The sequence below is a fragment of the Marinobacter sp. EN3 genome (assembly GCF_000475315.1).
Taxonomy (GTDB): domain Bacteria; phylum Pseudomonadota; class Gammaproteobacteria; order Pseudomonadales; family Oleiphilaceae; genus Marinobacter; species Marinobacter nauticus.
Window position 1 is genome coordinate 760955 of sequence record NZ_AXCC01000001.1, and the last position, 21999, is coordinate 782953.

General features: G+C 56.4%; 20 protein-coding genes and 1 riboswitch. Of the genes, 10 read left to right on the forward strand and 10 right to left on the reverse strand.

All coding sequences use genetic code 11. The features are described 5' to 3' along the window. Positions 1-30: 30 nt before the first annotated feature. Positions 31-1062, reverse strand: a complete 1032-nt coding sequence (locus tag Q675_RS23065) for an AraC family transcriptional regulator (protein ID WP_031211009.1) — start codon at positions 1060-1062, stop codon at positions 31-33. A 236-nt stretch (positions 1063-1298) separates the two neighbouring features. Here Q675_RS23065 and Q675_RS23070 point away from each other — a divergent pair, with 236 nt between their 5' ends. Continuing rightward, positions 1299-2174, forward strand: coding sequence for a MaoC family dehydratase (locus tag Q675_RS23070; RefSeq protein ID WP_022990953.1), 876 nt, complete (start codon positions 1299-1301; stop codon positions 2172-2174). A 3-nt stretch (positions 2175-2177) separates the two neighbouring features. Here the strand turns inward: Q675_RS23070 and Q675_RS23075 are convergent, their stop codons facing one another. Genes Q675_RS23075 through Q675_RS23085 form a run of 3 tightly spaced genes read right to left on the reverse strand, consistent with a single transcriptional unit; the run spans position 2178 to position 6865 of the window. Next, positions 2178-3746, reverse strand: a complete 1569-nt coding sequence (locus Q675_RS23075) for a response regulator (protein WP_022990954.1) — start codon at positions 3744-3746, stop codon at positions 2178-2180. 51 nt (positions 3747-3797) lie between these two features. Further along, entirely contained in the window at positions 3798-4418 is a 621-nt protein-coding gene (gene fixJ, locus Q675_RS23080; RefSeq protein WP_014420970.1) for a response regulator FixJ, read from the reverse strand. A 38-nt stretch (positions 4419-4456) separates the two neighbouring features. Continuing rightward, positions 4457-6865 (reverse strand): Lon protease family protein, encoded by a 2409-nt coding sequence (locus tag Q675_RS23085; RefSeq protein WP_022990955.1) that lies wholly within the window; start codon positions 6863-6865, stop codon positions 4457-4459. 226 nt (positions 6866-7091) lie between these two features. Here Q675_RS23085 and Q675_RS23090 point away from each other — a divergent pair, with 226 nt between their 5' ends. Then, positions 7092-7481: a PilZ domain-containing protein gene (locus Q675_RS23090; protein ID WP_014420969.1), complete on the forward strand. Its 390-nt coding sequence runs from the start codon at positions 7092-7094 to the stop codon at positions 7479-7481. Here Q675_RS23090 and Q675_RS23095 read toward each other — a convergent pair whose 3' ends face one another. The 4 genes from Q675_RS23095 to Q675_RS23110 all read right to left on the reverse strand — a co-directional run bounded on the left by Q675_RS23095 (position 7482) and on the right by Q675_RS23110 (position 10815). Beyond that, on the reverse strand, positions 7482-7943 hold the full coding sequence (locus tag Q675_RS23095) for a flavodoxin family protein (RefSeq protein WP_022990956.1): 462 nt from the start codon (positions 7941-7943) through the stop codon (positions 7482-7484). It lies immediately after the preceding gene. A 32-nt stretch (positions 7944-7975) separates the two neighbouring features. Beyond that, complete coding sequence (recA, locus tag Q675_RS23100; protein ID WP_011785554.1) at positions 7976-9019, reverse strand: recombinase RecA; 1044 nt, start codon at positions 9017-9019, stop codon at positions 7976-7978. Between the two features lie 157 nt (positions 9020-9176). After that, entirely contained in the window at positions 9177-9677 is a 501-nt protein-coding gene (locus tag Q675_RS23105) for a CinA family protein (RefSeq protein WP_014420967.1), read from the reverse strand. Positions 9678-9714: 37 nt separating this feature from the next. Next, on the reverse strand, positions 9715-10815 hold the full coding sequence (locus Q675_RS23110) for an FAD-dependent oxidoreductase (protein WP_014420966.1): 1101 nt from the start codon (positions 10813-10815) through the stop codon (positions 9715-9717). A 73-nt stretch (positions 10816-10888) separates the two neighbouring features. Here Q675_RS23110 and Q675_RS23115 point away from each other — a divergent pair, with 73 nt between their 5' ends. Beyond that, a complete protein-coding gene (locus tag Q675_RS23115; RefSeq protein WP_023010635.1) occupies positions 10889-11593 on the forward strand; it encodes a TIGR04283 family arsenosugar biosynthesis glycosyltransferase in 705 nt (234 codons plus the stop codon). Continuing rightward, complete coding sequence (locus tag Q675_RS23120) at positions 11590-12213, forward strand: TIGR04282 family arsenosugar biosynthesis glycosyltransferase (protein WP_023010636.1); 624 nt, start codon at positions 11590-11592, stop codon at positions 12211-12213. The genes Q675_RS23115 and Q675_RS23120 overlap by 4 nt, the downstream gene beginning before the upstream one ends. Before the next feature lie 794 nt (positions 12214-13007). Here Q675_RS23120 and corA read toward each other — a convergent pair. Further along, positions 13008-14117: a magnesium/cobalt transporter CorA gene (gene corA / locus Q675_RS23125; protein ID WP_227499491.1), complete on the reverse strand. Its 1110-nt coding sequence runs from the start codon at positions 14115-14117 to the stop codon at positions 13008-13010. A gap of 103 nt (positions 14118-14220) precedes the next feature. On the opposite strand from corA, the gene Q675_RS23130 reads away from it, so the two are divergent. The 4 genes from Q675_RS23130 (at position 14221) to Q675_RS23150 (ending at position 18143) form a co-directional block, all read left to right on the forward strand. Next, positions 14221-14991 (forward strand): hypothetical protein, encoded by a 771-nt coding sequence (locus Q675_RS23130; RefSeq protein ID WP_200861820.1) that lies wholly within the window; start codon positions 14221-14223, stop codon positions 14989-14991. A 207-nt stretch (positions 14992-15198) separates the two neighbouring features. Continuing rightward, complete coding sequence (locus tag Q675_RS23140; RefSeq protein ID WP_023010640.1) at positions 15199-15996, forward strand: undecaprenyl-diphosphate phosphatase; 798 nt, start codon at positions 15199-15201, stop codon at positions 15994-15996. An 87-nt stretch (positions 15997-16083) separates the two neighbouring features. Next, the gene (gene mgtE, locus Q675_RS23145) at positions 16084-17442 is read left to right on the forward strand and encodes a magnesium transporter (protein WP_023010641.1); all 1359 of its coding nucleotides are present in this window, start codon (positions 16084-16086) and stop codon (positions 17440-17442) included. A 107-nt stretch (positions 17443-17549) separates the two neighbouring features. Next, entirely contained in the window at positions 17550-18143 is a 594-nt protein-coding gene (locus tag Q675_RS23150; RefSeq protein ID WP_023010642.1) for a tyrosine-type recombinase/integrase, read from the forward strand. A gap of 549 nt (positions 18144-18692) precedes the next feature. Here the strand turns inward: Q675_RS23150 and Q675_RS23155 are convergent. After that, the gene (locus tag Q675_RS23155) at positions 18693-18977 is read right to left on the reverse strand and encodes a hypothetical protein (protein ID WP_022989550.1); all 285 of its coding nucleotides are present in this window, start codon (positions 18975-18977) and stop codon (positions 18693-18695) included. Positions 18978-19535: 558 nt separating this feature from the next. On the opposite strand from Q675_RS23155, the gene dmeF reads away from it, so the two are divergent. Both dmeF and Q675_RS23170 read left to right on the forward strand, forming a co-directional pair. After that, positions 19536-20501 carry a CDF family Co(II)/Ni(II) efflux transporter DmeF gene (dmeF, locus tag Q675_RS23160; RefSeq protein ID WP_022989549.1) on the forward strand — a complete coding sequence of 322 codons (966 nt, stop codon included), beginning with the start codon at positions 19536-19538 and terminating at the stop codon, positions 20499-20501. A gap of 51 nt (positions 20502-20552) precedes the next feature. Then, a riboswitch (yybP-ykoY riboswitch) is annotated at positions 20553-20721 on the forward strand. Between the two features lie 8 nt (positions 20722-20729). Continuing rightward, positions 20730-21287 (forward strand): manganese efflux pump MntP family protein, encoded by a 558-nt coding sequence (locus Q675_RS23170; RefSeq protein WP_023010643.1) that lies wholly within the window; start codon positions 20730-20732, stop codon positions 21285-21287. The last annotated feature ends 712 nt before the right edge of the window (positions 21288-21999 follow it).

The following is a 21999-nucleotide window of genomic DNA, read 5'->3' on the forward strand; positions in this document are numbered from 1 at the left end:
AACTTTTTTCAGATTTGCCTGAATCGCCACTTACATGGCATCAACCATTGCATCCTTGCCCTGGGCGGTCTTGCGGTATTCAATCGGTGTCATGCCAGACCAGCGCTTGAACGCCCGATAAAACGTACTGGGTTCTGAAAAGCCGGTCAGATAGACAATTTCATCAATGGATTCATCGGTGGTGGCCAGTAGCTGCCGTGCAAGACGGTAGCGGAAATCCGCCAATACCTGATTAAAACTGGTCTCGGCCTCGGTCAGCCGGGTTCGCAGGGTCCGGGGCTTGATCCCCAAACGCTCAGCCACGGCATCAAGCGTGACTTCGCCGCTATCGAGCAATTCCGCGATGATGCGCTCCACCTGGCCAACAATGTCCTTCTTCTCGAGCCGGGCCACCTGCTCACTGGCGAAGCGTTCATGCAGGGCCAACAGTTCGGGTTCCGCATGAGGCGATGCATGGGACAGCAATTCGGCGGGGAAATAAAGCCGGTTCTCCTCAGCACCGAACACCACGTCACAACCCAACACCTCACGAACATGGTCCTGACCCTGCTGCCGATCATGCTCGAACTCAATCCGGGATGGGTAGAAATTGCCGTCGGTAATGGATTTGAAGAAGGTAATCAGGCCTTGAACAAAACACTCATTGAAGTGTTTCAGACGGCGAACATCGTCTGAGGCGGTATCCAGAACCATGCAGGCTTCATCGCCAGCCACGAAAAAATCCGTGTTGGCGGCATCGCTGAGCAAGCGCTGATAATTCTGGGCGCGGCGCAAGCCCTCGCCAAACGTCGGACTGCTCAGGAACAGGTATTCCAGTACCTGCCCCTTGTAGGCGGGGAGCAATGGCCCAAGGTGCAAACCAACATCGGGGTCACCGGATACATCCTCCACCGCCTGCCAGAAATAGAGCTGGGCGCTGTGGGGAGTCCTTAGCTGATCCGTGTATACGTACTGCTCGTTAACGCCAAGGCGGCTGAAGATGGCGTCGGTATCAATACCTCTTCGCTTCATCGCCTCGTATATCAGGCGCAGCATCACGCCTGCATCACGTAGTTCCTGCATAGTATCCCGCTTTTTTATTTATTGGTTACTACTTTGACCTGCCGGACAGGGCCCGGAGCACGCCAGGTCAATGCCAGATCTGGCTGGGTTTGCCAGACTTTCGTCGTACATTAGAGCATATCAGGCCACATACGCACAGTTGTACCAGAAATTGGCAATGCCCAATATAAAATCACATTGCCATCAAGACATGCACATGGATGCCGGCCCCGGGGCCGACCAAGGAGAACGCTACGATGTCCGCGCCACTGGTTTATCACCACACGCCCCCCGCCCTCTTGCCTCTGTACGGTAAGGCACTGCTGCCGAAATCCGGAAAGAACCACCCCGAAGCGGTGCAGATTCCGAGGCTGGAGGCCAGTCTTCTGGGCGTTACAACGGACATTCCCGCACTCCGCGATTATATGAAAGTCTGCAATTTTCAGCCGGGAACCCGCCTGCCAGTGACCTGGCCGCATATCCTGGCGTTCCCCCTGCACCTTAAGCTGCTGACCGAACCCGCATTCCCGCTGCCGTTGCTGGGGTTGGTCCATCTGAGAAACAGCATCACCCAGCATCGCCCTCTGGCCGCAGGCGAAAATCTGGATCTCAAGGTTATCCTCGACAACCAGAAACGCACCGACCGGGGCCTGGAATTTGACCTGGTTACGGAAGCCAGAGCCTCAGGACGCCTGATCTGGGAGGAAGTCAGTACCAACCTGTTCCGGATAACCAACGGCCCCGTTAAAACCAGCCCCAAACCGAAACCGGAGCTGGAAACCTACCCATTCTCCGAAGCGATCAAGGCCCCGGAAAACCTGGGCCGGCAATACGCCAAAGTCTCGGGGGATCGAAACCCGATCCACATGCACGCCCTGAGCGCCAGAGCCTTCGGTTTTCCACGGGCCATTGCCCATGGCATGTGGAGCAAAGCAAGGGCACTGGCGCTGCTGGAGAACCAGAAGGGCTGGAAGGATGGCCCGGTGCGGGCCAGTTGCCAGTTCAAGAAACCCCTGCTACTGCCGGGAAACGCGATGCTGAACTGGCAGACAGGAAAAGATGGCTGGGATTTCCAGTTACTGAATGCGAAAGGCGATGCCCCGCACCTGACCGGGCGCATCGACTGGCTGTAGCGCTTATTCCTCCGGAGTGCAGGGCTCGCCTTCGGCTCCGGAAACAGGCAGGGTAAACCAGAAGCAGGCGCCACCATCGTCCGGTCGCTCGTATCCGATTTCACCGCCCTGAGCCTGAATCAATGAGCGGCAGGTGGCCAGCCCGATGCCCATACCCTCGTCCTTGGTGGTATGGAACGGATGAAACAGTTTCTCTTCGGCTTCCTCGGCGACCCCTATGCCATGGTCCCGTACCTGAACCCGCACGCAATGGTCGCCGCAACGGCGGGCACTCACTTCCACCGGCGTTGAGGCCCCGGCACTGCGGGTGGCTTCAAGGGCATTGCGTATCAGGTTCAGCGCCACCTGCTGCACCTGTATGGGATCGGCCAGCACATCCGGCAGAGAATCCTCTACCTGTACCTCGATACCACCTTCGTTGTTGCGCATGTCGACTTCAGCAAACTGGCGGGTATCCTCCAGCAAGCCGGGAACCGAGAGTATTTCTTTGCCAGTGGCAGGCTTTTTCATGAATCGCCGGATCCGGCGAATGATTTCGCTGGCGCGGTGGGACTGGGCCTCGACCTTGTCCAGGGTTTCCTGCAGCAAATCCAGGTCGGGTTGCTCCTTGCCCATCATACGCTTGGCCACACGGGCGTAATTGGTGATTGCCGTCAGTGGCTGATTGACTTCATGGGCAAAACCCGCCGCCATCTCGCCCATGGTACTCAAACGGGAGGTGTGAGCCAGCTGGTCGCGCTGCTCCTGAACCAGGGCCCTGGCATCCTCCAGGGCCTGCTCGTTTTCAAGCTCAGTGGTGATATCCCGGAACACCACCACCGCACCGTGGAGTTCTTCGTCATCCAGTTTTGGCGTTGAGCGATATTCCGCGGGAAAACCAGAGCCATCAGCCCGCAGCATGCGGATATCACGCTGATTCTCGGCCACACCCTGCCGACAGGTGGCCATCACCGGCAAGTTGTCTTCCGAATCCGCCGCAGTCGAGAAATGCAGCTCAAAAAAGCTCTTGCCGATCAGGTCTTCAACCGGACAGCCCATGATCATGCCCGCGGCGGGATTGGCAAATTCAATGATGCCATTCTCGTCGAGGCCGTAGATGCCCTCGCTGATGGAATTGAGAATCCGGGCCTGATCACCCTGAAGCTCGCGGTTCCGGGCCTGCAATTCACGCTCAAGGCGGATCACCTGGGCATGGGTTTTCACCCGCGCAATCACTTCCTGGGACTGAAACGGCTTGGAAATGTAGTCCGCGCCACCAAGAGAGAAACCTTTTACCTTGGCCTGCAGATCATCCAGCGCCGACAGAAACACCACCGCGCAGTCGGCCGTTTGCGGATCGGCTTTCAGGCGCTCGCACACCTCATAGCCGTCCATTTCCGGCATCATGATGTCCAGAAGGATGACTTCGGGGTGGTGCCGGTGGGCAAGGTCCAGTGCTTTTTCGCCTTCGTTGGCGATCAGCAACCGGTAGCCTTTGTCTTTCAGGGTCTCGTAGAGGACTTTCAGGTTCTGCGGGTTGTCGTCCACCAACAGAACCGTCACCTCGGAGTTCTCACTGACAGTTTCAGTCATAGAAATACGGCCGGTTAAAAACGTTCGGACATGATGACGGTGCCGGCCGTCCTAGTCGATAAGGTCCTTTACGGACAGGACCATACGTACCAGATGGGCCAGGGAATGGGTGCCCATTTTGTGCATGACGCGGGAACGGTGAATCTCCACGGTACGCTGGCTGATCTCCAGCTCAATGGCGATCACCTTGTTGGCCTGGCCGGCAATCATGCGATCCATGATCTCACGCTCACGGGGCGTCAGGCTCTTCACCCGGCGGATGATTTCCTGTTTTTCGTCCAGGGATTTACGCTGTTCCTGATCCTGCTCAAGGGCCGCCTCGATCTTCTCCAGCAGGGCCTCTTCACGGTAGGGCTTCTGGATGAAATCCACGGCGCCCTCTTTCATGGCGTCCACCGCCATCGGCACATCGCCATGGCCGGTCACAAAGATGATGGGCAGGATCGAATGCTTGTCGTTAAGCTTCTTCTGAAGCTCCATGCCATCCATCCCGGGCATACGGATATCCAGCACGATGCAGCCGGCCATCTTGTCGGAATAGTCCTTCAGAAAGGCATTGGCGCTTTCGTAGGTTTTCACCGGCTTGCTATCGGATTTCAGCAACAACTCCAGTGAATCACGAACGGCTTCATCGTCCTCTACCACGTACACAGTTTGCTGGATCTCAGTCATGGATCTGTACTCTCCTGTCCGTTTTATTATGGTGCCGGTCAGTGAATGGACGGATCTTTATGATCGTCCCGGGCGTGCTCCTGACGCTCATGCTCGCGCATTTTTTCGAGCCGTTGCTGAATAATGCCAAAAACACTCTGCTTGGGGTACCTGCCTTTCTCATCGGCTTTGCCCGCCGGCTTGCCCAGCAACAGTGTAATCGCCTCTTCCACCCGGGCAACCGGGTACACGGCAAACCGCCCTGCCCGGGCCGCCTGCACCACTTCGCTGTCCAACATCAGGTTCTGGACATTGGTGGTTGGAATGATGACACCCTGGCTGCCGGTCAGACCACCTTTAAGCTCACAGGTGGCATAGAAGCCTTCCACCTTTTCGTTCACACCACCAATCGGCTGAACCTCGCCAAACTGATTAACAGAGCCGGTAATGGCCAGATCCTGCCGCACCGGAATGCCGGACAAGGCCGAAATCAGCGCACAGAGTTCCGCCAATGAGGCACTGTCGCCATCCACCTCGCCATAGTTCTGCTCAAAGGTCAGGCTGGCAGACAGGTGCATGGGATCGTTCACGGCAAAATGAGAGGCCAGCCAGGAACTCAGAATCATCACGCCCTTGGAGTGGATATTGCCGCCCAGCTTCACATCGCGCTCAATGTCCATGACTCCGCCATCTCCATAGTAGCAGCTTGCGGTCACACGATTGGACAAACCAAACTCGAAGCCACCGGTGGACAATACCGAAAGCGCGTTTACCTGACCTACGCAGGTGCCCGTGGTGGTCACCAGAGTGGAACCGTCCCGGATGGAATCATAGAACTGATCACGGATGCGACTGCTGCGGTAACGGGCGCTCTCCAGCGCACGTTCCACATGTACCTCAGAAATCAGCTTGGCACCAGCCTGGCGGGCCCAGAAATCCGACTCTCGCAACAGGTTGGCGATGTCGGCAGCATGCAACGACAGCCTGTCCTGATGGTCGGCCATGCGGGCACTATGCTCGATAATGCGAGCCACCGCCTTGTTGGTGCAATGCAACAGTTTCTTCTCAACCACAAGGCTGGAGATGAACTTGGCGTACAGCAACTGGCTCTCTTCGGTGCGGTACATCTCGTTTTCGAAATCCGCCGTTACCCGGAACAGCTCGGCAAACTCGGAATCGTATTCCTGCAGCAGCATCCAGGTTTCCCGATCGCCGAACAACACAATCTTGACGTTCAGGGGAACCGCCTCCGGCTCGATGGAAATGGTGCCGGACAGGGTCAGCTCCCGCTCCAGGGAGTTGATCTGGATAGATTTTGATCGCAATGCGCGCTTCAGACCATCCCATACGAACGGCTGCTCCAGCACCTTGATGGCGTCCATCAGCAGATAGCCACCGTTGGCCCGGTGCAGGCTTCCGGCCCGAATCAGAGAGAAGTCGGTAAAGACCGTGCCCTTGTAGGTCACGTTTTCCACATAGCCGAACAGATTGTGATAGGTGGGATTATCTTCCACCACCACCGGTACTTCATTGGTTTTCTGATGCACCAGCACATTGATGAGGTAGCGCCGGGGCATTCTCTTGTCCAGTGCGGCCCAGGCAATGGCAGCCTGCTCCTCGTCGTCTTCCAGGAAGATATCCAGGTTATCCACCAGGTCTTTGCGAACGGCCTCCAGGTAAGTAACCACATCGGGCTGTTCACGATATTTCTCTACCAGCTCGTCAATCTGATGGCCGGAAATACCCTCCAGGGTCTCCTGGTTCAGAGCCTGCTGTTTGTCGGCATATTCCTGTTCCCAGTCCGCCATCTTCCGCAACGCCTGGCGCAGCTTCTTCTCGAGCTTGTTGATCGAGTCCTCAAACTTGTCCCGCTGCTCCTCGGTCAGAGCCTGGAAGCTTTCCGCGGTGTGAGGCTCGTCGCCATTCATGGCGACCAGGCGATAGCCACCGGGGGTGGTTACCGTCAGGCTTACCTTTTTCCGTTTGGCCTGGGCGGCCACTTTGGCCAGCTCATCTTCCTGCCTCTTGCCGTAATCATTCTTCAACTGCTCCGAGCGTTCCAGAAAACTGTCGCTGTCGAAAGTCTGGGGGATCGTCTTCACCAGCCGGGTCATCAGCTTTTCCATGTCCTGCTTCAACTGGGTACCCATACCTCCCGGCAGCTGCAACAGCTTGGGATTACGCGGTTCCTCGAAGCTGGCGACATAACACCAGTCATGGCTTTGCTGCAGCGTGTCCACATGATGCTCAAGGTAACGCAGCATCATGGTTCGCTTGCCCAGCCCATTCCGCCCCACGGCATAGACGTTGTAGCCGCCATGGGGCATGGCCAGGGCAAAGCGCACGGCCTCCTGGGCACGGTTCTGGCCCACGATTTCGGCCAGGGGCTCAAGTTGCCTTGTGGTCTTGAATGGCAGGTCTTTGAGGACGCAGGCTTTATACAGCTGATGCAGGGGCAGAGACTTCAAATTGGCTTCCCGTAACGGTCAGTTTTGTCGGATTTCAGGCCCGCCATTGTAGTGCCTGGGGCCGGGTCTGTCGCGTACCTCGTCCGGTTTTATCGAAAGGGGCCAGAGCCGACAGCAAGTGCCAACTTGGTCACAAATCCGGCCGTGGTCATTTTTCATGCAAGCCGTCGATTACTACACTTCATCTCCCGGACGGAATCCGGCCACAACAAGTACAAGACACGTGATGACTGAAAACATGACGAATAATTCCGCAGATCGCCGTATCAAGGATCGTTTTCCGGCGTCCTGCCTGAGGGTTCAACTGCGTGAGCGCGGTTTCTTCGGCCGTGGCAAACAGCCTGTGGCAGTTACCTGCCTGGACATGAACCGCTATGGTATGGCGGTTCTCTGCCCCCGGCCAGTGGATGTAGGTGTGCGACTGTTTCTTGATATCGAGGGCAAGTACATCAGTGAATCCCGGGTCGGCGCCCGGGTTATCGCCTGCCAGCCCTACCAGGCGGGATATCGGGTCAGCCTGCAGTTTGCCTATTGCCTGGATAAAAATGCCTACTCACGAACGATGGACAACGCACTGTCCCGTATTGAAGGCTTCTACAACCGCTACGCCAGTTGATCAGATCAGGCCGGCGTCAAGGCTGGCCGCCACTGTCATACCCAACTCGTAACACTGCTCTTCAAACTCGGGCCGGAATTCACCCCGGCATACCAGTGCATCCTGCACCAGCTTCCAGTGCAGCCCTGTGGTTATGGCCTCAATAGCTCGGCGGGTTCCGGTACCATCATGGCCGGCACGGATATAAAAGGCAAAAGGCAGGCCCTGGGTTTTCTCCAGGCAGGGATAGTAGCTGCGGTCGAAAAAGTCTTTCAGCGCGCCAGACATGTAGCCGAGGTTTTCCGTGGTGCCCAGGATAATGGCGTCGCATGCGAGGATGTCTTCGGGGCCAGCTTCGAGAGGCGCCTTTACCACCACCTCTACCGCTTCGATGTCCGGATTACGGGCGCCATTTTCAATGGCACTCCGTAATCCCAGGGTATTCGGAGACGGGGCATGGGCCACAATCAGCAGTCGCTTCATGTCACGCCTCCTTTTCTTTCTCTTTTTAAAATTTACAGCAGTTCGCCATTGGCTTCAGCAGGAGCCTCCGCCGTTTCTTTCTTGACCGGCTTGGGCATCAGCTTGTCACGCACCTTGGCCTCGATTTCATTGGCGATATCCAGGTTCTCTTCCAGGAACTTACAAGCGTTTGCTTTGCCCTGGCCGATCTTGTCGCCGTTATAGGCGTACCAGGCACCGGACTTGTCCACAAAGCCTTCTTTCACGCCCATATCGAGCACTTCCGCCATGTGGTAGATGCCCTTGCCGTACATGATCTGGAACTCCGCCTGCCGGAACGGAGGCGACACCTTGTTCTTGACGACTTTTACGCGGGTTTCGTTGCCCACCACCTCGTCGCCGTCTTTCACCGAACCGATACGGCGAATATCCAGACGCACAGAGGAATAGAATTTCAGGGCGTTACCACCGGTGGTGGTCTCGGGGCTACCGAACATAACACCAATCTTCATACGGATCTGGTTGATGAACACCATCAGGCAATTGGCGTGCTTCACATTACCGGTAAGCTTGCGCAGTGCCTGTGACATCAGGCGAGCCTGAAGACCCACGTGGCTGTCGCCCATCTCGCCTTCGATTTCCGCTTTCGGGGTCAGTGCCGCAACCGAATCGACTATGATCACGTCCACCGCGTTCGAGCGCACGAGCATGTCGGCAATTTCCAGCGCCTGCTCACCGGTATCCGGCTGGGAAACCAGCAGCTCATCAACGTTAACACCCAGCTTTTCCGCATAAACCGGGTCCAGTGCGTGCTCGGCATCCACAAAGGCACAGGTTTTACCCTGTTTTTGCGCTTCCGCGATAACCTGCAGAGTCAGCGTGGTTTTACCGGAGCTCTCCGGGCCGTAAATCTCAACGATCCGGCCGTAAGGAAGACCACCAATGCCCAGAGCAACATCCAGCCCAAGGGAGCCGGTGGATACGGCAGGAATCGCCTCACGGGGCTGGTCGCCCATCTTCATTACAGCACCTTTACCGAACTGGCGTTCGATCTGGCTCAACGCCGCGCCGAGTGCTTTCTTGCGGTTATCTTCCATTCTTGCAAACCCTCGTTACCAGGGCCGCTCAACCTTGTTGGCCAATGCGGCAGAATCCGGAGAAAACCTGAATAGCCATCCAGTGTTTTCCTGTATATTTGAACAGTATTAAAACATATGGCCAGAAGGAGACCAACCCCCGGAAAGGTGAAAATCCTCACAGGGTTTCGACAAATCCGGTAACTCCTTCTAATACATACAAAACCGACTGCCGGCGCACCTGATCCCGATCGCCATCGAAATGCGCTACCCGGGCTTCGGTGTTGTCAGCCCGGCTGCCCCAGGCAAACCAGACCGTACCAACCGGCTTGTCTGCACTACCCCCACCCGGCCCGGCAACACCGCTGACAGCGACAGCGATATCCACGCCTGTGGCACGTATGGCACCTGTCACCATCTGTCGCACCACCGGTTCACTGACCGCCCCGCACTGCTCCAGAGTATCAGCCTGTACGCCAAGGATGGCCTGCTTCGCGGCGTTACTGTAGGTCACCAGACCCGCCATAACATAGGCGGACGAACCCGCCCGGTCAGTCAGCACCTTGGCCACCCAGCCACCGGTGCAGCTTTCAGCGGTAGCGATGGTCATCCGCCTGCGCTCAAGCGCCGCCGCCAGCGCGTCACCAGCCTTGGCCAATTGCCCGTCGGTCACATTCATACGGTTCTCCCGTTTCCTATAATGCCCGTCGCCAGTCTCAGGCTCCGGGAAAACTGTCAACAAATCCGCGATCAATGCGGTCTTTCCACTTCCAGACCCAGGCGCCCGAAAACGTCAAGGGGCCATAACTACCAATCGCCGTGCAGTCTCCCGCCGCCAACAGGTACAACGAAAACCTGCGCGGATAGAAACGCACCAACGGTTTACCCGATATCGCAGCCGCAAGATTGCGGGCCAGTATCGGCCCGGCACGAACCGCGTGTACCCCGGAACGGTCCAGCCGTTGGTCAACCCGGCTACAGGCATCTCCGGCCACAAACACATTGTGGTGAGACGTGCTGCGATGGCTGGCGTCTACCCTGACAAAACCGGCTTCGTCTACGGCCAGGCCGCTGGCTTCCAGAAAGGGCAGAGCCCTGCCACCGGTAGATACCAGAACCGCATCGGCCCGCATTCGTCGCCCACCAGCCAACCGGACCCCATCAACCACCGGTTCGCCATACTCCTCAACAATCTCGACACCGCAGCGCATCAGCGCCCGCCGCACCAGGCGGCGAAAGCGGGGACGAAAGCCCGGCACTACACCATTGCTGCCGGCCACCAGAACAACGCCCGCCTGGTCGCAGTCCGCTGATCGCCGGGCCAGGGCCATAGCGATCTCCGCACCTCCAGCGCCTCCACCAAGAACAACAATGCGCGGGCGCGCTCTGGCGCGCAGGGATCTTTCGGTTGCCGGCCAGTCTTCAGCAAATCGTTCGACGGGCTTAACACCGAGGATCATGCTGTCCGGCTCGTTCAGCACGGCACTGTCACTGGCCGATCCAACATCGACAGAGAGCAGATCGTAGGGCACCCGTTCACCACTTGCCAACACGACCTCCTGCTCGGCTGCCCGCAATTCAACAGCCCGATCGAGCACCAGCCTGCCACCGGCGGCGATCACCGTGGGCTCGACCAGGACACGACACTGATCGAAGCGATAGTGCCCGGCCAGCCAGCCCGGGATCATCCCGGAGTAGTACTGCCACCGGGACGGTGACACCACCACCAGCTCAGTTTCCGGCAACGGCTCGCGCGCGAACTGACGCAACGCCACCATGTGAGCGTGGCCGGCACCCAGCAAAACCAGTCGTTTCATAACCTCATCTCCCGCCTGCCATGCTCACCACCCCGAGCTCTGATATGCTCCTCTCAGGAGGCCACCAAAATCCATGTTGCGACACCCAATACGCGAAGAAGATCCCCGGATGGCGATCATCGTCCCCGTTCTCAACGAGATCGACGGTATCGAATCACTGCTGAGCCACCTGGAAATCTGGCGTCAGCGGGGCGCCGAAATCATTGTGGTGGATGGCGGCAGCGACGACAAATCGGACAGTCTCATTGAAGCGAGGGGGTTTCCCCTGATTCGCTCTGCCCGCGGACGCGCAACCCAGATGAATGCTGGAGCACGCAGCAGCCAATCGCCTTTCCTGATATTCCTGCACTCGGACACCCGGTTGCCGGAGCATGCGGACACGCAAGTAATGACTCACCTGGCACGCTCAGAAACCAGCTGGGGCCGTTTTGATGTTCGTATCGACGGCCGCTCCCGCCTGTTGCCGATCGTTGGCGCCATGATGAATCTGCGCTCGAGACTGACCGGCATCGCCACGGGCGATCAGGCCCTGTTTATGACTCGAACCCTGTTCGAGCAGGTCGGAGGCTTTCCGGAACAACCACTGATGGAAGATGTGGAAATCTGCAAACGCCTGAAACACATCACGCCCCCGGTGTGTCTGAGTGACAGAGTGGTCACCTCCGGCCGGCGCTGGGACCAGCGCGGCGGCTGGCGGACGATCTTTTTAATGTGGCGGTTGCGCTGGGCCTATTGGCGCGGCGTTCCCGCAGACCAACTGGCAGCCCGTTACCGATGAACCAGACACGTATTATTGTTATCGCCAAAGAACCCCGGCCCGGAAAGGTAAAAACCCGCCTGATCCCGGCGTTGGGCGAGGCCGGTGCCGCCCGGCTGGCAGACCGCATGCTGCGGCACACTCTGGCGCAGGCCCTCGACGCCAATATCGGCCCGGTGGAGCTCTGTGTCAGCCCGGATCCTGCGGCAGAATACTGGCAACAGTTGGACCCTGGTGACCGAGCCATCCTGTCTTCCCAGGCTGACGGTGACCTGGGCCATCGCATGGCGGAAGCCGCCAGACACGCCCTGACAGCCGGCTTACCGGTGATCCTGATCGGAACGGACTGCCCGGATCTTGGCGCCAACCGACTCAGGCAAATGGCCGGCGACCTCCTGAACCACGATGCCTGCCTTTGTCCGGTCGCCGACGGCGGCTATGCCCTGCTGGGGCTCCGGCGTTTCAGCCCGGCCCTCTTCACGGATATACCCTGGAGTACCGAACAGGTGGCCGCCATCACCCGACAGCGTCTGGCGGCCCTGGGGTGGCGGCTGGCGGAGAGCGAAACCCTGAACGACGTCGACGAACCGGCTGACCTGCAAAGGCTGGCGACAGACTATCCCGGGCTGATGATGTCCTGAATGACTGACCGGCTGCCGACACCTCCGGACCGTGGTACCATCGCGGGTTTTGGTATCCCGAACGGCGTGCCACCGACCTTGCCGATGTTTACCCGGAAGAATTGAGGAACTATGACGGACCTGTCCAAGCACACCCCGATGATGCATGAGTGCGTTAACACTGTTTTATAAGGTTTTTTTAAACTTTCGCTCGAAAAACTACACTTAACGTTACACTTTACCCCAGGATTGCAATAGACCTGCCTAGACCGCTTTGGTTCAAACCGCCAGCTTGGCCTCCTGCTCTGACATCAATCAGCATAAACAGAAAAGGCACCTTCTCCGTTCGTAGATTGTTGATCTTGATAGCTGGACACGAAACAAGCCGAGACGGGGTAATTTGAGGGGTGGACCCAAGCGTCCAACAAACGACCGTTTTCTGATACACGCATGGTCGGAAAAAGGATGTGATCTGAGATCGCGATGCGGGAAGCCGGAAACGGGCAAAAGATCCCAACGCAACGGCAGTCACAAAGCCAGCTTCTAAACAAGAGCGAACATTCGCACGCTCATGATTCCTGAGTATGTTTGGCGTCATGGTGGCGCCTTTGTCCACATCAAATGGCGGAAAAATTCAAATCAGCTCAGAGACTAAAAGAGATACGACGCTTCGGTCTCTTTTCACGGCCACTCTGGCATCTGCATTGATCGCCCAACTTTCACCAGCTGAGATCAGCTTCGCACCGTTTGCAGGTTTTCACATGAGCGGTTCGGCGGACATTGAAACCGCGGGAGCCAAGGGCTGGCGTTCAACCCTACATCCAACCACGACGTTTGAAGAACCAGATCAGCCCCCCGGCGATACCAATCATCACACCCCAAATCAAAGGATAACCGTAGTGCCAGCCAAGCTCCGGCATGGACCAGGGGCTGTCAGGATTCTCAAAGTTCATGCCATAGATCCCGACCACAAAGGTGAGGGGGATGAAGATGGTAGCGATGATAGTGAGCACTCGCATCGTTTCGTTGGTGCGCTGGCTGATGCTTGACAGGTAAATATCCACCATGCTGGTGGCCATTTCCCGGAAGCTCTCCAATAGCTCGATGATCTGCACGCTGTGGTCGTGGCAGTCGCGGAAGTAAATCTGAGTGTCGGCACTGATCAGCGGGTCTTCTGCCCGCATCAGGCTGGTCATTAGCTCCCGCTGGGGCCACAGCACTCGGCGCAGCATCAGCAACTCTCGCTTGAGGCCGTGAATACCGGCCAGGGTTTTCTGCTTGGGGTTTTCCAGCAGTGCCGCTTCCATTACCTCCAACTGGTCGCCGAACTCCTCCAGCACCGGGAAGGCGGAATCGGTAATCAGATCCATCAGGGCATACAGCAGGTAATCGATCCCCCGGGAGGTAAAACGCCGATTGTTGGGCATACGCATCCGTTTGCGTACCGGCTCGAACGGGTCTTCGTCCAGCGGGCACAGGCAGATCAGGTAATCTTGCCCCACGAATAGACTGATCTGAACAATCTCCAGAGTGGTGCCATCGTAGAACGGCATGGCGGCGATGATAAAGAGCTGGTCGTCGTACACTTCCAGTTTCGGCCGCTGGCCGGTGTTAAGCACGTCTTCCAGGGCCAGATCGTGGAGGTCGAACAGGTCGCCGAGCTTGCGCAGGGTGTCCGGGTCGGCCTGGCCGTTTATTTGCACCCAGGTTTTCGAGGGCCGATCCAGATAATCCCGGCAGTCGGCTGCCCGGCCCAGGCTGACCTCTTCCACGTGGTCATCGGTGTAGTCCATCAGGTGAACCGTGACTGGCCTTTTATGGTCGGTCGCTGCCACCAGGGTACCCGGCGCCGTGCCAGGGTCATGATAGTGTTTGCTGAAATAGGCCATCTGCCCGCCTTTTAATTGTTCCGGTTTGCGCTGCATGCTGGCCTGATTATGCTATGTTTCGGACAACACGCCACTTTTTGCTCGTTGACAGAAAGTCTGGATGCCGTTTCACCGGCTGTCCAGACCCACGGGAGCCAACGTGACCGAACACCCCAAACCCCGCCAAAACCAGCCGGTGCTGATCCGGAACCTGGCCACTGCCATCGAGCAGTCCGAGATCCCGCTGACCGTCTACGGCACCATTTTCGCGACCATGGCGCTGCTGTGGATCTTCCAGGCAATTCACCCGGACCTGACCCTCGGCCTGTTTACCGAGCTGCTCGGCGCCGCCTTCACCCTGTTCATCATCGATTCGCTGCTGGTGCGCTCCAAGGCCAACCGCTGGAAACTGGTGCGCGGGCACATTGACTACCTGATTGCCCGCCACATCAACCGGCTTCGGGACGGCGTGGCCGGCCGAGCCTTCGGCTTTGACCCGGACATTATCGAAGGCGTGGAAGAAGCCGAGCAGCACGGGCGAATCCGTTCCGAGCGCGCCCGCTTTCTGCACGAGCTGGAAACCCGCACCGGCGAAGAACTGATGGGCAAATTGTGTGACAACAGCCTGTTCAGCGAAAGCAGCTACGAGTATTTCCAGGAAAAGGCCCGGGACTTGTGGGACATACTGAATATGAAGTATTCCGAGTACATGGAACCTTCCCTGGTGTCACTACTGATGCGGCTGCACACCGATCTGAGCGACGTTTGCGGCCACATCCGCCAGTACCGCAAGGCGGACCGGCACCCGGAGGATGCAGCTTTCTATCACCAGATCGGCCGCCTGGGGATCAGCCACAGTCTGCTGACGGTCATTGAACTGGTGTACGAGCTCAAACACCAGGGCTATTCCGAGTCTGCCGCGCTGACATGAGCCGCCTTGTCGCGCAACTGCAGACTTCAGCCCGACACCACCCGACCGGTGAGAATTGCCAATAACACGCGGCACAGATTCGCGGCCCGAGCAGGGAGGCGGCTGCCGATCACATAACCCTTTGCCTGTTCCGGCTGGCCACCACCTGATACGATCCCCCGCTGGCAATCTGACAGCGATTCCCCGCCAGCAAAGGGACAACATTTCATGGACTACTTCCAGGCATTTTTCCTAGGCATTCTGCAGGGATTGACCGAGTTTCTACCCATTTCCAGCTCCGGCCACCTGATCCTGATCCCCGCTTTCTTTGACTGGGAAGATCAGGGTGTCGGCTTTGACCTGGCTGTGCATGTGGGCACTTTGCTAGCGGTGGTGCTGTACTTCCGTCAAGACGTGTTTGGCATTACCCGCGATGGGCTTACCTCCCTGGCCCGGCGCCAGATGGTCGGCCAGGGCAACATGGCCTGGTTCCTGGTGATCGGCACCATCCCCGCCGGCCTGGCCGGGCTGGCGCTGCTGGATATGATCGACAACGAGCTTCGCGCGGTGGAGGTCATTTTCTTTACCACCCTGGTATTCGGGCTGCTGCTGGGTTGGGCCGACTGGCGACCCAACCAGGGCCGGACTCTGGACGACCTGACCTGGAAAGATGCCATTATCGTGGGCTGTGCACAGGCTCTTTCGCTGATACCGGGCACTTCCCGCTCCGGTGCCACCATCACCGCCGGCCTGTTTCTGGGAATGAGCCGGCAGACCGCCTCCCGGTTTTCGTTCCTGCTGGCCATTCCGATTACCGCCCTGGCTTCGGCGGTGAAGCTGTTGGAAGCGGCCACATCGGAGGTCGCCGTCGACTGGTCCGGTTTTCTGGTGGGCGGGGTTACTTCGTTCATCATGGCAATCATAGCCATCCACTTCTTCCTGAAGTGGCTGAACAAGGTGGGCATGTGGCCCTATGTGCTCTACCGGATTGTTCTTGCACTGGTTATATACGCTGTCCTAATGTAAATGCCGTTGGCATGTCACCTGGTTGAGCCAATGAAATAGTTCAAGGCGCGTCTCGGACAGTCTTTTTTCTTATGTAATGGGTTGCTTATGACCGAAGCTATTGAATTGGAGCTGAAAGATCAAATCAGGGAGTTACTGGGTCAGGATAACTGGGAGCAGGCGCTAGCGCTGCTCAGCAGTCGTCACCCGGCAGATGTCGGCTCTGTTATCGACGAACTTGAGCCTGACTACGCTTACGGGCTTTTTGACCGCCTGGAGCTAGCCCGGCAGGCAAAAGTTCTAGCCTATCTGTCCACGTCCCACCAACTCAGCATGGTTCGCCGCCTGAATCAGCATGCATTGGCCCGCCTTTTTACCGAAATGAACGCCGATGAACGGGCCGACCTGTATCAGGAGTTGCCGGAGGATGTACAAGAAATCCTTATGCCGGCGCTGGCCAAAGCCGAACGGGAGGACCTCTTGCGACTGGCCGGTTATGAGGAAGGCACCGTTGGCGCCATCATGACCAGCGAGTACGCAACACTTCCGGGCCACATCAGTGCACGGCGGGCGGTAGAGCGTTTGAGAGCGCAAGCACTGAACAAGGAAACCATCTACATTGCCTATGTTCTGGACAGTGAGCGCCGGCTGCTCGGCACCATAACCCTGGCCGGCCTGGTGATCGCGCCCGACGATCAGAAAGTCGAGGAACTGATTCACCGGGATACCGTCAGCGTCAATGTCCATGATCCGCAGTCCCAGGCCGCTAAACTGATTGCAGACTACGACCTGCTGGCTATTCCGGTGGTGGATGACCACGAAGCTATGGTGGGTATCGTGACCCACGATGATGCCATGGATGTTCAGGAAGCCGAGGCGACAGAGGACTTCCACAAGGGCGCTACCGTCGGTGCCATGCCCAGTGGAGTTGGCCAGGCAAGCCTGAAAACACTTTACCAGAAACGTATTTTGTGGCTCATCCTCCTTGTATTTGCCAATGTTTTTTCCGGCGCCAGCATCGCCTTGTATGAAGACACCCTAGCAGCGCACATCGGGCTGGTGTTTTTCCTGCCCCTCCTCATCGCCAGCTCTGGCAACGCGGGTACGCAGTCGGCCACACTGATGGTCCGGGCCATGGCAACGGGCGACGTGGTCACCAGGGACTGGGGACGAATGCTACTCAGGGAGGTTAGCGTGGGGCTTGCCCTTGGCCTGACCATGGCTTTCGCCGTGGCGGGGATAGGTCTCGTGCGGAGCGGCCCGGAAATGGCAACAGTAGCCGCACTGACCATGGTCATCGTGGTACTGGCCGGGAGCCTGATCGGTATGTCGCTGCCATTTCTGCTCAACCGGCTGAATCTGGATCCGGCAACGGCCAGCGGGCCAGTGGTGACGTTCATCGCTGACGTCGCCGGCATTCTCATCTATTTTGCGATTGCAACAGCGATACTGACCCTTCCCACCTGAGGTACCAAAGACCGCTCTGACCATTCGCTTTGCGACCAGGTTGGACAACAGGAAACAATTTTCTGAGCCATACTTAAAGGCCCTTACCCTCCGAAGAGGGCCACACCATGACATTTCCTATCAGCAAAGCTCCCTGGAACAAGGGAAAGCTCGTTGGCCAGAAACTACCGCTCAAACTCGAACAAATATGGGCTATCCGTATTCGGTTGGAGATTGCTAATAACATCCGAGAGCTGGCAATGTTTAACATGGCAATTGATTGCAAGCTCCGGTCCTGCGATTTGGTAAAGCTCTTGGTTCGAGATATTTCCAGAAACGGAGAGGTTCTGGATCGGGCGCAAGTCACTCAGCAGAAAACCAGTCAACCTGTTCAATTTGAGATAACGAAAAAGACGCGCGAATCGGTCGAAGCGTGGATCGAATTGCGCGGACTCTCAGGTATGGATTATTTGTGGCCGAGTCGGATGAGAAAGTTCGACCACATCACTACCCATCAATATGCCCGTCTCGTCAAAAAATGGATAACCAGCATTGGACTTGATCCTTCAGTCTACGCAACCCATTCGATGAGACGTAGCAAAGCTACATTGATCTACAAGAAGACCAAGAATCTGCGAGCTGTACATGTAAACATCCCTGTTTCAGTTGCACCGCTGATTAGAGTTTTCCGCTCGTTGGTGTTTCGCCAGGTATTCCTGTAAACATCCCTGTTTTAGTTGCACCGCTGATTAGAGTTTTCCGCCCGTTTGTGTTTTGCCAGATATTCCCATGGCGTCAGGACTTCCAGTGAATCGGAGGCGGAGGTAACAGGTCGCGCGGCCCAGGAAAAGGTCCACTTTGTGGTCAATCTGGACGTTCGCTTTGCGACCAATCCGACCTGATGAACCTTTCGGTACACTGCATGTGCTTTAACTTATGCGCAGTGTTGTTGTTCATCGAACTAGCCAGCCTCAATAACTCTCTCTGAAACAATGGTCTGGTTGGCCAGCGGCTTGGCCTGGTTCACCAGATACTTCATACAGCATGAAAATCGTGCTTCTCATGAACCTCCTCGGCCCGCTGAGCTTTGGTTGCTGCTAAACAAAAGCGAACGTTCGAGTCAGGTCTTTCCTCCGGAGCTTCAAGGCCAATCACAGTCATTTCATCCAGTATGATTGGCGGGCCAACTTCCAGACGCTTATGATTACATGTGGTGTTAACGCGGGGATCTTGTGTCGACCGGTCATCCTAATTGTCGCCGAACACCCCCGCTAACGCTGCCGCACCATCTCGCCCCACGGGCTGTCAAAGTTGCCATTTTCAAGGCGCGTCAGCACCACCCTTCCCTCCGGCGTAACCAACTTAATCTCGTTATCGGCGACCTCATAATCAAATTCGACAGCCTGATCGAAAAAACCAATCATCCGCACAGTTCCATCGCCATCAAAAATGAACTCAAAGCCCGATTGGTCAGCCACATAGGTGCCTTCAATACCCCGCCCGGAATCGCAGCCTGCCAGTAGAAACGCCAGCCCGAGTGTATATAGCGTTCTCATAAATCCCCCTACCCAGAGCCATCATAACTAAATGCCTATGCACCACCCGTGCCTTTTCCGAAAAGCACTTTACAGATCACCGGTTACCGAGGTTCCAGAGGGAGCTTTCCGGGGATAAACGTAAAAAAAGCTGACAATCAAGCAACAAGCCAGTGCCTTGGCAAGCCCCCAAGCCGAGCATCCGCTTTGCGACCGTCCCGTATCCCAGGCTCACTAAACAAAAGCGAACATTCGTACTGCGTCTTTAGATAATTGCTATGTTGCTGGGGAGGTTGGAATTGCTCAGTGTGTTTGTGATGTTTTCGCCGCGTTTTTGGCGCAGTTGGATTGGTGGGATGGCCGGTCTTGCTAACAAATTATGCATGGCCAGCAAGGCGTCGAGTGGCAAAAAAAGTCCGCTTTCCAATATGATTTGATTTCACAGTCGTTTGGTGGGATCACCCGGGCGGTGCCCATTATTTTGTTACCATAGCGTCCGTTTGATATCCCTTTAGGTATAGATCAAAAGACTGCCTCGGCTTTCCCGACCGCCATTCCACGCTCGCCAGGAACACTGCCATGCACCACGAACGACTTGACCATTGGCAACACGACCACATTTTTGGTCAGGACAAAAGACGCTCCGGTGAGGCCCGCACACTTGTTGTCGTAGGCCTCACGCTTGCGATGATGGTGTGGGAAATTCTGGCCGGCATAATTTATGGCTCAATGGCATTGTTGGCAGACGGGCTTCACATGGGGTCGCACGCAGTAGCGCTTGGTATTGCTGCATTCGCCTATGCCTATGCCAGGAAGAATGCAGGCAGCGCACGGTTCTCTTTTGGTACGGGTAAAGTTAATGCGCTTGGTGGTTTTACCGGCGCGATTCTACTGGCAGCCTTCGCCCTCTACATGGTCATCGAGAGCGTGGGACGGTTTATACAGCCAGTCCCCATTTCCTTTGACGGTGCGATTTTTGTTTCCATCATCGGCCTGGTGGTCAACGGCGTATCGGCCTGGATATTGGGGGGTGCAGAGCATGACCATGGACACAGTCACGGCCATGATCACGGGCATCACCACGACCATTCTCACCATGATCATAACCGCCGTGCCGCCTACTTTCATGTGCTTGCGGATGCTCTGACATCGGTTCTGGCCATTGTGGCACTGTTAGCCGGAAAATATGCTGGTTGGAATTGGATGGACCCTATGATGGGTATCATCGGTGCCATTCTGGTCACCCGTTGGTCCTGGCATCTGTTGAAAGACACTTCGAAAGTGCTCCTTGACGAACAGCATCAAGACCTGGAAAAAACTGTCAAACAGGCCGTCGAAAATAACGATGCAAAAGTCGGTGACCTGCACGTCTGGTCGATTGGTCCCAACATTCATGCTGCTATTGTTTCGGTGGTTTCGCACCAGCCCGAATCGCCTTCGGTCTACAAGGATCGCATTCAGGCCCAGTGTCGATCCCTGGTGCATGTAACGGTCGAATTACACCAATGCACCGAACACCACGCTTTCGCACCGGAAACTTGCTGAGCCTGCAATGAAGGCAGGGCAGTTTGCGATCCCTATGGATGATTGCTATATTCGCGCTTCGTTGGGGAGTAGCCTGCTTCCGAAGTTCGGAAGAGTTCGTATCAACATAATTGGCCATATGCCATGGTACGAACACCTCTCGGTTGGCGAGACCATCGATATATCCATGCCCAAGGTCGGGCGTGTGGATATATCGTGGACTCGAAATGCCCGACCGGAGCCAGTTAGATGAACCCGATTACCCTTCTTTTACTTGCCTTTGCCATGTCCACAGATGCCTTTGCCGCTGCAATTGGCAGAGGTGCGACGCTAAAAAGCCCTCGTCTTCCAGAAGCCTTTAAGATAGGTCTCATCTTCGGTTCAATAGAAGCCATTACACCATTGGTAGGATGGCTGATCGGAAAGTCAGCATCTGGTTATGTGGAAGCGTGGGATCACTGGATCGCGTTTGCGCTACTGATGATTCTCGGTCTTCATATGATTTATGAGGGTATGAAACCCGAGGAAGACGGCGTAGAAAAGCCGGCGGAAAAGTCCTTGCTCCGGACCTGCATTACCGCTTTCAGTACCAGTATTGACGCCATGGCGGTGGGCGTGAGCCTGGCATTTATCAACGTCAATATCTGGATTGCTGCGGCTTTAATCGGACTGGCAACAACCCTGATGGTGACTATTGGCATAATGCTGGGCCGCGCTATCGGAGCTGTGATGGGGCACCGAGCAGAAATATTCGGCGGTCTTACGCTGGTTGCGGTGGGCGCCTGGATATTATACGGCCACCTGTAAGTTTCGTTTCTGAGGCTCAGAGTCACTTAGGCCCGGCATTCAAACCGGCGAGCATCGGTGATTTCAGGTATTAAACTGTTGCCTTGACTTCATCGATGGCCTGCCGACCTGGCTGTAGAGGCCAGACAGAATCGTCGAGGAAATGTCCGGATGCGATTGATGCGTATGGGTGATTGCCATGTTAACTCCCACGGTTGACTACAATGATATTTGAAATATCCAGCAATCTTGAAATCAGTCCTGAAGTTGTCTCTGAGCTGTTTACGATGGAAGGGGTCAATAGGGAGCTAAGTCCTCTCATCCGCAGACGGCCCCCTCCGAGTGGTCAAACAAGGCAATCTCCGATTGGCCTACTGGTAGGGTGCTGTTTTCAAGCTGGATACTCCTGTTTGGTATCGTGCCTATCGATCGACACAAGTTCTTTTTCGCTAGCATCGATCGACAAGTGGGATTCGCGGAAGAATCCAGCTCGTTTTGCAATAGGTTGTGGCGCCATCATCGGAACATAGATCGATACGGGACGGCATGCAGGCTAACCGACACTGTCGAATTTCAATGCAGGTTGCCCATGTTCACCTTGTTACTGACACCGGTTTACCGGTTCATTTTCAAGCATCGCCATCAGGTTCTCAGGTCTGCTTATGGTCGATCTTTCGATGCACCGCGTGCTGATTAGCACGCACACTATTCCAGACCGCGTCATTCTTGAATT

Excerpts from the sequence above, each read along its gene's own strand:
- Q675_RS23170 (WP_023010643.1), top strand. The coding sequence starts at position 20,730 with ATGAACCCGATTACCCTTCTTTTACTTGCCTTTGCCATGTCCACAGAT.
- Q675_RS23120 (WP_023010636.1), top strand. The coding sequence starts at position 11,590 with ATGAACCAGACACGTATTATTGTTATCGCCAAAGAACCCCGGCCCGGA.
- corA (WP_227499491.1), bottom strand. The coding sequence starts at position 14,117 with ATGCAGCGCAAACCGGAACAATTAAAAGGCGGGCAGATGGCCTATTTC.
- Q675_RS23090 (WP_014420969.1), top strand. The coding sequence starts at position 7,092 with ATGACTGAAAACATGACGAATAATTCCGCAGATCGCCGTATCAAGGAT.
- Q675_RS23095 (WP_022990956.1), bottom strand. The coding sequence starts at position 7,943 with ATGAAGCGACTGCTGATTGTGGCCCATGCCCCGTCTCCGAATACCCTG.
- recA (WP_011785554.1), bottom strand. The coding sequence starts at position 9,019 with ATGGAAGATAACCGCAAGAAAGCACTCGGCGCGGCGTTGAGCCAGATC.
- Q675_RS23140 (WP_023010640.1), top strand. The coding sequence starts at position 15,199 with ATGGACTACTTCCAGGCATTTTTCCTAGGCATTCTGCAGGGATTGACC.
- Q675_RS23105 (WP_014420967.1), bottom strand. The coding sequence starts at position 9,677 with ATGAATGTGACCGACGGGCAATTGGCCAAGGCTGGTGACGCGCTGGCG.
- Q675_RS23150 (WP_023010642.1), top strand. The coding sequence starts at position 17,550 with ATGACATTTCCTATCAGCAAAGCTCCCTGGAACAAGGGAAAGCTCGTT.
- mgtE (WP_023010641.1), top strand. The coding sequence starts at position 16,084 with ATGACCGAAGCTATTGAATTGGAGCTGAAAGATCAAATCAGGGAGTTA.
- Q675_RS23070 (WP_022990953.1), top strand. The coding sequence starts at position 1,299 with ATGTCCGCGCCACTGGTTTATCACCACACGCCCCCCGCCCTCTTGCCT.
- Q675_RS23115 (WP_023010635.1), top strand. The coding sequence starts at position 10,889 with ATGTTGCGACACCCAATACGCGAAGAAGATCCCCGGATGGCGATCATC.
- Q675_RS23075 (WP_022990954.1), bottom strand. The coding sequence starts at position 3,746 with ATGACTGAAACTGTCAGTGAGAACTCCGAGGTGACGGTTCTGTTGGTG.
- Q675_RS23155 (WP_022989550.1), bottom strand. The coding sequence starts at position 18,977 with ATGAGAACGCTATATACACTCGGGCTGGCGTTTCTACTGGCAGGCTGC.
- Q675_RS23065 (WP_031211009.1), bottom strand. The coding sequence starts at position 1,062 with ATGCAGGAACTACGTGATGCAGGCGTGATGCTGCGCCTGATATACGAG.
- Q675_RS23110 (WP_014420966.1), bottom strand. The coding sequence starts at position 10,815 with ATGAAACGACTGGTTTTGCTGGGTGCCGGCCACGCTCACATGGTGGCG.
- dmeF (WP_022989549.1), top strand. The coding sequence starts at position 19,536 with ATGCACCACGAACGACTTGACCATTGGCAACACGACCACATTTTTGGT.
- fixJ (WP_014420970.1), bottom strand. The coding sequence starts at position 4,418 with ATGACTGAGATCCAGCAAACTGTGTACGTGGTAGAGGACGATGAAGCC.